This is a genomic window from Pseudonocardia sp. KRD291, from assembly GCF_019263595.1.
Lineage (GTDB): Bacteria > Actinomycetota > Actinomycetes > Mycobacteriales > Pseudonocardiaceae > Pseudonocardia.
In genome coordinates this window covers 1-9,514 of the sequence record NZ_JADQDD010000249.1, presented here as the reverse complement: position 1 = coordinate 9,514, position 9,514 = coordinate 1, and the positions used below count along the sequence as shown (strand labels likewise).

The 9,514-nt window shown below is 72.9% G+C and carries 13 protein-coding genes; 8 read left to right on the top strand and 5 right to left on the bottom strand.

Features of this window, described 5'->3' with window-relative positions:
* Both I4I78_RS25645 and I4I78_RS25640 read left to right on the top strand, forming a co-directional pair.
* A partial coding sequence (locus I4I78_RS25645) for a ParA family protein (protein ID WP_218614057.1) occupies positions 1 to 742 on the top strand: 742 nt, incomplete at its 5' end.
* 83 nt (positions 743 to 825) lie between these two features.
* A complete protein-coding gene (locus tag I4I78_RS25640) occupies positions 826 to 1,773 on the top strand; it encodes a ParB/RepB/Spo0J family partition protein (protein WP_218614056.1) in 948 nt (315 codons plus the stop codon).
* Positions 1,774 to 1,825: 52 nt separating this feature from the next.
* Here I4I78_RS25640 and I4I78_RS25635 read toward each other — a convergent pair whose 3' ends face one another.
* From I4I78_RS25635 to I4I78_RS25615, 5 genes are all read right to left on the bottom strand, one after another.
* Entirely contained in the window at positions 1,826 to 2,788 is a 963-nt protein-coding gene (locus tag I4I78_RS25635; protein ID WP_218614055.1) for a hypothetical protein, read from the bottom strand.
* Between the two features lie 568 nt (positions 2,789 to 3,356).
* The gene (locus I4I78_RS25630; protein ID WP_218614054.1) at positions 3,357 to 3,611 is read right to left on the bottom strand and encodes a hypothetical protein; all 255 of its coding nucleotides are present in this window, start codon (positions 3,609 to 3,611) and stop codon (positions 3,357 to 3,359) included.
* Positions 3,612 to 3,809: 198 nt separating this feature from the next.
* The gene (locus I4I78_RS25625; protein ID WP_308252355.1) at positions 3,810 to 4,703 is read right to left on the bottom strand and encodes an NAD(P)-dependent oxidoreductase; all 894 of its coding nucleotides are present in this window, start codon (positions 4,701 to 4,703) and stop codon (positions 3,810 to 3,812) included.
* Positions 4,700 to 5,260 (bottom strand): kinase, encoded by a 561-nt coding sequence (locus I4I78_RS25620; RefSeq protein WP_218614053.1) that lies wholly within the window; start codon positions 5,258 to 5,260, stop codon positions 4,700 to 4,702. Before I4I78_RS25620 ends, I4I78_RS25625 begins: the two co-directional genes overlap by 4 nt.
* A 4-nt stretch (positions 5,261 to 5,264) precedes the next feature.
* On the bottom strand, positions 5,265 to 6,113 hold the full coding sequence (locus I4I78_RS25615) for a GntR family transcriptional regulator (RefSeq protein ID WP_218614052.1): 849 nt from the start codon (positions 6,111 to 6,113) through the stop codon (positions 5,265 to 5,267).
* Positions 6,114 to 6,324: 211 nt separating this feature from the next.
* Between I4I78_RS25615 and I4I78_RS25610 the strand changes: the two genes are divergently transcribed.
* The 6 genes from I4I78_RS25610 to I4I78_RS25585 all read left to right on the top strand — a co-directional run.
* Positions 6,325 to 6,540 carry a hypothetical protein gene (locus I4I78_RS25610; RefSeq protein ID WP_218614051.1) on the top strand — a complete coding sequence of 72 codons (216 nt, stop codon included), beginning with the start codon at positions 6,325 to 6,327 and terminating at the stop codon, positions 6,538 to 6,540.
* 137 nt (positions 6,541 to 6,677) lie between these two features.
* A complete protein-coding gene (locus tag I4I78_RS25605; RefSeq protein ID WP_218614050.1) occupies positions 6,678 to 6,980 on the top strand; it encodes a WhiB family transcriptional regulator in 303 nt (100 codons plus the stop codon).
* Positions 6,977 to 7,405, top strand: coding sequence for an RRQRL motif-containing zinc-binding protein (locus tag I4I78_RS25600; RefSeq protein WP_218614049.1), 429 nt, complete (start codon positions 6,977 to 6,979; stop codon positions 7,403 to 7,405). The genes I4I78_RS25605 and I4I78_RS25600 overlap by 4 nt, the downstream gene beginning before the upstream one ends.
* Positions 7,392 to 8,360, top strand: a complete 969-nt coding sequence (locus tag I4I78_RS33045; protein WP_226380434.1) for a hypothetical protein — start codon at positions 7,392 to 7,394, stop codon at positions 8,358 to 8,360. Before I4I78_RS25600 ends, I4I78_RS33045 begins: the two co-directional genes overlap by 14 nt.
* Entirely contained in the window at positions 8,360 to 8,698 is a 339-nt protein-coding gene (locus I4I78_RS25590; protein WP_218614048.1) for a hypothetical protein, read from the top strand. Before I4I78_RS33045 ends, I4I78_RS25590 begins: the two co-directional genes overlap by 1 nt.
* A 53-nt stretch (positions 8,699 to 8,751) precedes the next feature.
* Positions 8,752 to 9,514 (top strand): type IV secretory system conjugative DNA transfer family protein (locus I4I78_RS25585; protein WP_218614047.1); only part of this gene is annotated, 763 nt, incomplete at its 3' end.

Here is a 9,514-nt window from a genome sequence, read left to right as displayed (position 1 = left end):
GGCGGACCCGGACGAGCCGAATCTGGCCGACGCGTTGGTCGGTAGCTATACCGGGCCGGTTGAAGACCTGATCCGGCACCGTCGCCCGCACACCAGCGGCGGGCAGCTGGACGTAATCCCGACGTCGGTGTCGATGTTCCTGGTGGTGCGCAAGCTCTACTCGGGGCGGGCTCCGGAATCGAAGCTGGCCCGGCTGCTGGAGCGGCTGCCGGAAGGCCTCTACGACCACGTGCTGATCGACTGCCCGCCCTCGCTGGACATCCTCACCGACACCGCGCTCGTCGCGGCGGACGGGCTGGTGGTGCCGGTGCAGCCGAACAACACGTCGCTGCGGGCGCTGCGGCTGCTGATCGAGCAGGTCGCGGTGGTGGAAGAGGAGCTGCAGCTGCCTCGCCGCGAGCTCTACGGGCTGGTGCCGGGGATCTACAGGCGGCCGCTGTCGGGGATCGCGAAATACAAGATGGCGCAGCTCGAGCAGTACGGAGCCCCGGAAGATCCTGGGGTGCCGGCGTTGCCGGTGCTGGCGCACCTGCCGCTGGCGGCGGTGGTGGAGGAGGCGTGGCTCAGTGGGGAGACCGTGGTCGACTACAAGCCCACGGCGCCGATCGCGCAGGCCTACCGTCGGATCGCACTGCGCCTCGACGTCGCCGCGGGCCTGAGCCCGGAACAGGCGTGGATCGGGCTGCCGGATCTGGAGCCGTTGACCGCGGAGCCGCAGCTCACCTCGGCCGGGGGTGAGTGATCGTGGCGAAGAAGGACTTCGCGGCGATGGAGTCGCGGCGCCCGTCCGGGACCTCGGCTGCGCGGGACGCGTTGCGGAGCCGGATGGCGCACCCGACGAGCCTGCGCCTCGACGAGGCGCAGGCGAACCCGCAGAACCCGCGCTATGAGCACGACGACCCGGAGGTCAAAGAGCTCGCGGAGACCTTGTCCCGGGTCGGGCAGCTGCAGCCGGCGGTGGTCGTGGCCCGCGAGCAGTACCTGCAGGTGTTCCCCGAGCAGACCGGGCATCTCGGGCCGGCGCCGTGGGTGGTGATCGTCGGGAACCGGCGACTCGCCGCGGCGCGGGTGGCAGGACGGTCCGCGCTCGAGGTGCGGGTGGCCGCGGATCTGGATACCCCGGAGGCGTTCGAGGACCGGATCCTGATCGAGAACCTCCAGCGCAAGGACCTGCCGCCGCTGTTGGAGGCCGAGCACCTGCGGCGGCGTCTGGCCCGGGAGGGGGAGACATTCCGTTCGGTCGGTGAGGCGATCGGGAAGTCGCACACCTACGTGCAGCAGCGGGTGGAACTGCTCAAGCTGATCCCGGAGTTCCAGGCGTTGTTGCGCGATGGCTACCTCCCCATCAAGACCGGACGCCGGCTCGGCGGGCTGCCGGACGAGGATCAGCGGGCCCGGCTCGCCGCGGGTCCGCCGTACCTCGAGACGCAGGAACCGGCCGCGACTGGAGCCGCGCGTGGCAACCCGGTTGCCACGCCGACGCCGCAGCCTGGGCCCGCTGAGTCTGGCAACCAGGTTGCCAACGAGCCGGCCACCCCGGTCCGCGCCACCGGCGCCGGGCGTGCGGCGCGGACACCGGCGCCGGTCGATCCGGAGCAGCGGTTGGCTACGACGACGCTTGACGTGCTCGGCTACGTCGACAATGCGCTAGGAGCGTTGGACCGGGTCCTTCCCGACGGCGGCGACGGGCACCTGGGTCAGGTTCTGGCTGAGAGCCAGCGCCATCTCAGCGCCGCCCGTGAGGTCCTGGCCCGAGGATCCCGGCCGGCCTGACCGCACCGCGTGGCACCCGGTTGCCACCGAGCGCTGGCCCGCGCGGCGGGCGTCATGTGCGCCGGAGCCGAAGCTGCGCGAGGTGCTCGGCCAGAGCGGCCTGCGCGGCAACGCGGGTCGCTGCCGTACTAGGGGCTGGCTCCATGACCATGGGGGTGGCTCCGGCCGGGCCACTCGCGGTGGGCTGCCGGGTTCGCTCAGTCCAGTTCCCACGAAGGCCGGTGACCGGGGCCGGGAGTTCGCGTACGCGTCCGCGCCACGGCGCGAGCCGGTGGCCCAGCACGCGTAGCGGGTCCCGGGCGCCGCGCAACGCGTCGCCCCGGTCGCGGTCGGGACGGTCTGGGTGGTGGTCGATAGCCCAGAGCAGTCCGGCGGGGCTGCCGCCGGCGTGCCACCACCAGCACAGCAGGGCGCGGGCCCGCCAGAGTGGGATCGGGCACCGCCCGCCTGGCTGCAGCCCGAGACGGTGCAGGACCCGCCGGGTTGCTTCGGTCCGCTCTGGACCGTGTTTGGGGATCTGGAACAGAGGCCAGTGGTGCTTGCTGGTGTCCGGGTGCTCTAGCCGTCTGCCGTTCAAGGGGTTGTTCTCAACAAGAGATTTGGGGAGGTCGCCATTTTCATCCACAAGTATCTTGAGCTGCGCGGATGTCGACTCGGAACCCTGCGCCGCGCCAGCCGATGGGGCTGGGAGGGGACGGCCGGTAACCAACGCGTAGGTCGGGGTCCGGCCGTGGTCAGTGCCGAGGAACTCGGCTGAGGCGGCGTGCTCGACGACGACGACCAAGCCCGCCTCGCGGGCCCAGGCCATCACGCGGGAGACGGTGCGGGGAGCGCGGTCCCCGGCCGCGCCGAGCCGGTCCGCGGTGACCGCGGTGACGAGGCCCGTCTCCCAGTCCATCGCGCACACCAGCTGAAAGAGGATCGCTGTCCAGGCGCGGCGCTTGTCGACGCGCCATTCCTCGGCATCGACAAGCTCAGCAACGGCGGCACGGGCCTCGACCTGCTCTGTGAGCACCCTCCATCCGGCCTCGATGAAGTGCCGCCACCCCGGGTGGGGTGCCCAGCCGCCGCAGCGGAGGCGGTGCCGGGCTCGCTGCAGCCCGCGCGCCATCGCCCGGTCAGTGGCCCGCTGCCGAGCCCGCGGCCGCGGGGGCCGGCCCGGGCCCGTGGTCGGGCCACCGCGCTCGATGGTGCGGGCGGCGCGGCCGCGCGGGGCACGCCGGGGCCCGGCGCCGGCGCGGATGCCGTAGCCGCGCGGGTCTGGCGGCTGGTGTTGGAGCAGTGCACCGTGCATGACACAGCTGGTGTTGTCGGGGCCGGATGCGAGGGTGAACGCGCCCTGCTCGTAGCAGGGCAGGCACCACCCGGTTCCCGGACTCGTGCCCGGGCATGACGAGGTGGCCCCGTGTCGTGGTCGCGCTGCATCCGGCCCAGGATGTATCCTGGACACGCGAAAGCGCCCCTTCTTGGTTGGGGGGAAATCGCTCCGGCCCGCCGGAGCAACGGCGTCAACTCGGTTGCAGGACCGAAGACGCGAGAGCGAACCGAGGCGGCCCCTCGCTACAGGGGCCGCCTCGTTCTCGTTACGAGGCCTTCGTCAGCGGCAACTCCTGCTGCTGTTGGGTGGCCGGGTAGCAGTAGGCCGGCGCCGGGATCCCAAGACCCTCGGCGACGATCCTTGTGATGACATCCCCGAGCGGGAGGCCTTCGCGCTCAGCGATCGCCTCGGCGGCCTTGCGCAGCTCCACAGGGAGCGAGACGAAGGTTCCGACACGCTCGCCCTTGGGGGGACGACCGCGACGGGCCTTCGGCTTCGGTGCTGGGGACGTCTGCTGCATGCGGGATTTCTACCGGAGATCACCCCTGATGCCGCGGCGACACGCCGCCTATCCCATAGAGAAAGACTCGGTTCAGCCGGATTGGGGGAGGTCTCGGTAACCGCCGGCGATGCTGCGGAGGATCTCACGCGCCTCCCAGTACGTACGGAGGTTGTCTGGCGAGCGGAACCGGGAGGCGAGCACCACCCGTTCTCGCGGCTACGCCTTCGCACGACCGAGTGTCTCGATGTGGTCGGCGGCGATCCGATAGCAGGCCTCTGCGGTGCCGGGGACGGTGCGGGCGGTGTGTGGGCTGATCAGGGCGCCGTCGAGCTGCCACAGCGGGTGGTCGGTGGGCAGTGGCTCGGGGTCAGTGACGTCGAGGGCGGCCTGGAGCCGTCCTGCCTGGATGGCGGTGACTAGCGCAGTCGTGTCGACGATGGGGCCGCGGCCTGCGTTGATGAGGATCGCCTGGTCGGGCAGCGCGGCGAGGGCCTGGGCGTCGATGAGACCGCGGGTGTGCTCAGTCAGCGGTGCGGCGACGACGACGACGTCGTGGCGGGACAGCAGTTCGTGCAGCTCGTCGGCCCCGTGCACGCCGTCGCGGCGGGTCCGGCCGACTAGGGTGGCGCTCGCCTGGAAAGCGGCGAGCTTGGTCGCGGTGGCGCGGGCGATGTGTCCGGCCCCGACGATCAGAACCCGCTTGCCTGCAAGGGTGTCGGCCTGGACGAGGTCGTGCGCCCAGACGCTGGCGTCCTGGTGACGGAGCAGGGCGGGCCAGCGCCGCAACAGGATGAGCAGGGCGGACAGGATCCATTCGGAGACCGGGCTGGCATGCGCACCGGCGGCGGTGGTGAGCCCGGCACCGGCCGGGAGGTGTGGTTCCCAGCGGTCGGCGCCGGCGGAGAGCAGCTGGACGTGCTGCAGCTCGGGTTGGTGTTCGAACAGGGTGAGGGCTCGGCGGCTGCGGTGGTACGGCGGGATCAGGACGTTCCCGCGCGGCGCGGTGGCGGGCCGGTCGGGGTCGTAGAGCAGGACGTCGACGCCGTGGAGTTCGCGCAGCAGGGCGACGCCAATCGCGTCGGCGGGTTCGTCGCTGACCAGGACTCTCACCGTGGCCGCGCGACCGCGCTCGAGGCGGCGATCGCCGCGGCGGCCTGCTCGGGGGTCAGCGCCGCGGTGTCTACGCGCTGGTCGACGTGCTCGAGTGCCTGGAAAGCGTCGTACGCGGCCAGGCGGGCAGCTGCGTCGCCGGTGGCGCGGGCGCGGATGCGCTGTTCCGCGACGTCGCGTGGACAGCTGAGCAAGACTACGTGCCAGGCGATGTCCGGGAACCGGACCGCGAGCTCGTCGAGCGCGGCGGGCTCGGCCAAGTGCAGGATGGGCACCCGTCCGCGGTCGAGGATTGCAGCGAGCCCGTGCACATCGACGACGTACTGGGCCCCGTACCGGCGGGTGGTCCAGACGACGCCATCGCGGGCGCGGAGCCGGTCGAGGTCTCGCGGGTTGCTCATCCGGTATCCGCTGGTGCGCCCCGGACCGGCCTTTAGCGGCTGGAAGTGCTCGTGTCTCGGGTCGAGCGTGGTGAGCGCGGCGGTGACGGTGTCCTTGCCCGCCGCGGGCGGTCCGAACAGCACGAGGCCCCGCCCGTCCGACTGCCAGCCGGGCACAGGATCAGCCCTCGCTCGCGGACCCGGTGAGCGTGCGGAGCAGCTGGTGGGCCTGGGCCTGCAGGGGCGGGCCGCCCTGGCTGTTGTCGATGACGGTGTGGTCGCCGAGCGGGCGCCGGTCGAGGTCGATACCCTGGAGGTAGCCCGCCCAGCCGGCGAGCTTGGCGGCGTCGCGGGCGGCGCCGCGACGCCGCAGGTAGGTCAGCATCGAGTCCTCGTCGCAGTAGACCCAGACCAGGCGGGTGCTCGCGCCGAGGCCCTCGGTGGTGGCAGTGAGCCGGTCGAGCCAGGCCTGGTTGGCGAACTCGCGCAGGAACGGCGCGGTGGCGATGACCGACACCCCGCACTCGAGGTTCTCGGTGATCGCGGCGACCAGGGCCTCGTACTCCGCGGGCCGCACGGTGCTCAGGTAGGTCTCTGACTCACGCACGTGCGTGGGTTCGTTCAGTGCGGCCAGGGCGACCTCGACGACCGGGCGGGTCAGCGTGTCCTTATCCAGGATCGGCCAGCCGGTGGCGCGGGCGAGGATCCGGCCAAGCTCGCTCTTCCCGGAGCCGGCGTAGCCGCCGATCAGCACGACCCGCGGCGTGCCGTGGCGGGGGAGCCCGATCTGGTGTGGGGCGGTGACGACGCTCCCGGCGCGGTCTCGGGTGGCGATCAGCCCGTCCTCGGTCAGCTGGGCCAGGGCTTGGCTGACCGTGTAGTTGCTGACGCCCCACTCCTGGGCCAGGGCTCGGGTGGAGGGCAGGGCCTGGCCGTCGCGCAGCACCCCGGCGTCGATCTCCGCGCGCAGCTGGCGCGCGATCTGCAGGTGCTTGGCCTCAGCGGCCAGCGCGCGGCGGGTGGCCGGCATCGATGCGTCTCCCAGCTACTGGGTTCATCAGGTCGCCGACGACGCTACCAGCGGCGGACAGAACCAACCAGATGCAAGGAGTACTGAGCTGCGCGTTCACAATCGCAAACAAACAGTTGACCGATGTTTCGGACAACTGTTAGCTTCTAGGTGTGGCTGAGGCCACAACCACAGATGGCCGTCAGGCCGCGATGACCGAGGAGCGAACGTCATGGACGTAGTTGCGGCACTGATCGTGTTCTCGCTGATCGGGACGGTCATCTGCGCGAAGGCTCGGGCGGCGTTGCCGGCGTTGTTCTTCGGCGTCGTCGGCGTCGTCCTGTTCTGCACGACTCCGCTGGGCGCCGGCCTTCCCGGCGCTGTGGCCGAGGTCGCCGGCTGGCTCGGCGACCAGGGCGGCTCCGTAGTGCAGGCCTCGGCTAAGTAGCTCGACCCGCGGCGGTCCCGCCGCTGCGGCGAACGAACCTGCGGCCCGTCCCGGATCGGTTCCGGGGTGGCCTCGGCGGGGATTAGGGCCCCGCCGAGGCCTGGGCCGTACTCATCCCATTGCGAGGGAGACGACCCATGACCAGGTTCCCAGCCGCCGCCTCGGCGGCATCGACCAGCCGAGTGTTGTGCGCGGCCGACCCGGACCGCATGTTCCCGCTCGAGGAGTCCGTGCGCCCCGGGCAGGCGCCGACGGCGGGGGAGCGGGCCGCCCTGGCGGTGTGCGGGCGCTGCTCGCTGCTGCAGGCCTGCCGAGCCGAGGTCCTGGAGATGGCACTGCCCTACGGGGTGGCCGGCGGGCTGACCGCTGCACAGCGCCGCGAAATCCGGGCCGAGCGGGCCCGCCCGGCCCGGACCGAGCCGACAGGGGCAGTGGCGTGAGCGGGCCGCGGCGACGCCGAGGCCTCGACACCGACCGGTGGAGTTTCCAGCCCCTGGCTTGGGAGCAGAACGGGCTCCCCACCTGGCGCTACGGGCACGCCCCGGCCGGGCTGCTCACCCGCCGCCAGATGCGCGCCGCCGACCTCGCCCCCGGGGGCGCCGCGCCGGTGGCGCAGGTGGTGTGGCGCCACCGCCGCCACGAAGTCCGGGCGCTGCTCTGGGACCGCGCCGAGCTGGTCGCCAAGCGGGTCCCGACCCCGGCCCAGCTGGTCGCGGTCGGGCTCGCGCTTGCCGCCCGCCGTTGGTGCCCGGCCTGTGCCCGCGACGTCGGCTACTGCCTGCAGACCTCGCTCGGGGTGTGCGTCGACTGCGCCTTCCCCGAGCTCGCCGCCGCGACGGTGGAGGTGCGCGATGCAGCCGCCTGAGCAGCCCGGCCAGGACAACGGGCCGGCGCAGCGGCTGGCCGTCGAGGCCGCCCGGGCCGCGCGGGTGCGGGCGCTGTCCACCGACCCGGACGTGATCGCCCTACGGGTGGAGCGGGTCCGGATGCAGGTGGACCGGCTGATGTGGTCGGGGATCGTGCTCGGACTCGGGTTCACCATGACCAACGTCCAGACCTTCGCCGCCGCCGGAGCCCCGCCCTGGTCGACACCGTGGGTGGCGGCGTGGGCACTGGACCCGATGGTGTCGCTGGTCCTGATCGCGGTCCTGCGCGCCGAGCAGGTCACCGCCCGCTGGCAGGTCCGCACCGGCCCGTGGGTCCGCCGCGCCCGCTGGGGCACCCTCGCCGCGACCTACATCATGAACACCTGGTCAGCGTGGGCACACGGGATCCCGTCGCAGGTGGTGCTGCACTCGGTACCGCCGCTGGTGGTGTTCGTCGCCGCTGAGGCCGTGACCGGGCTCCGGGAGGCCCTCAGCGACGCCGTGCACGCCGCCGCCGGGCGAGGGCAGCAGGCGGGTTCCACCGCGGCCGACAGGCCCTCGGGGGGTGAGGTCGCGGCTGCGGTGGAACCTGGCGAGATCCGGGCCGAGCCGCCGCCCGCCGAGGTCAACACGACCGGCCCGAATGCCCCGCACGCTAGCCCCCGACCAGAGCACACCACGCCCCGGCCCGTCACCGACGAGAACCGAGCCAGCACCGCCGGTCACCCCGACACGCGGGTGATGGAGCTGGCCGAGCTCCTGGCCAGCGGCGCGCCGGTCACCGGCGCTCAGGCCGCGGCGCTCTACCGCTGCTCACCGCGCAACGGACGCCGGCTCCTCGCCGCCGCTCAAACCACTCTTGCTGCCTCCACCGCGACGTCGCCCGCCGAACTGGACGAGCCGACCGGCGGGGCGATGGTGCTGGCCCTGCCGGCGCGGGCGGGGTGGTCCTGATGCGTGCAATCGGCTTCAACGACGGGCCATCGGCCCGCGGCGGGTTGCGCCGGCTCCGAGCTCCCGCGCTGGTCCTCATCGCGGTCGCGGTTGCGGCGCTGCTGGTCCCTGCCGTGCACGCCGTTCTGACCGTCCTGATCTGGACGTCGTGGTCGCTGGTCGCGGCCCTGGCCCTGCGGGCGGTCGGGCTCCGGGTGCCGACCCGAGTCCGCGAGCTGGGCCCGGTGCTGCACGGGCAGCTCGACCGAATCCACCACCAGGTCCGCGCCTTCCTGCCCGGGGAGACGGCCCGCGACCGGTCGGGGGCACGACGGACGCAGACCGCCTCCACCAGCTGACCTACTCACACCCGCCGCCCGCCGATATCGACAGACTCAGGGAGAGCACGCCGATGCATACCGAGCACGAAGTCCGCTCCACCCAGGCCAAGGCTGGCGGCCTCGGCCTGGCCGCCACCGCCGGTTCCGCGCTGCTGGCCGGGACGAGCACCTGGCCGCTGCTGGATTCCCTCGCCCTGGCCGGCGCGGCCGCGGGATCGGTGGCCACCGCGGCCGCGGCCGCGCATCACCGCTTCTACTTCGAACCGCGGCGCCGGTTCCGGCGCGAGCTCGGCGGCCCTACCGGCTGGCTCGACGCCCAGGACCTCGCCGCGGCCGCTAGCGCGGAAGCCGTCCGCAAGCACGCCGCGGGGACCTGGGCCGACCGGGACCCGTGGCGGCACCCGGTGAACGTGTCCGGGTGGGAGGCCGGCCGGCTGGTGTCCGGGCCCCGGCACCTGCGCCGCCGCCCCGTCTACAGCCCGTGGGCGCGCGGGATCGGGATCCTCGGCCCGCAGGGCTCCGGCAAGACCCAATACCTGATCCGGCTCCTGCTCGACGCCCCGGGCGCGGTCGTCGCACCGTCAACGAAGCCGGAGCTGGCCGAGGCCACCATGGCGCTGCGTGCCCGGCAGGGCCCGGTGTACGTGTTCAACCCGACCGGGCTCGGGACCCTGGCCAACACGTTCAGCTGGGACCCGATCTCCGGGTGCGCCGATCAGGCCGTGGCCGACCGGCGGGCGTGGGCGTTGGTCCGCGGCGGTGGCGCCGCGTCCGGGACCGACCGGGCCCAGTTCTGGGCGCAGAAGGCCCAGGAGATCATCCGCTGCTACCTGA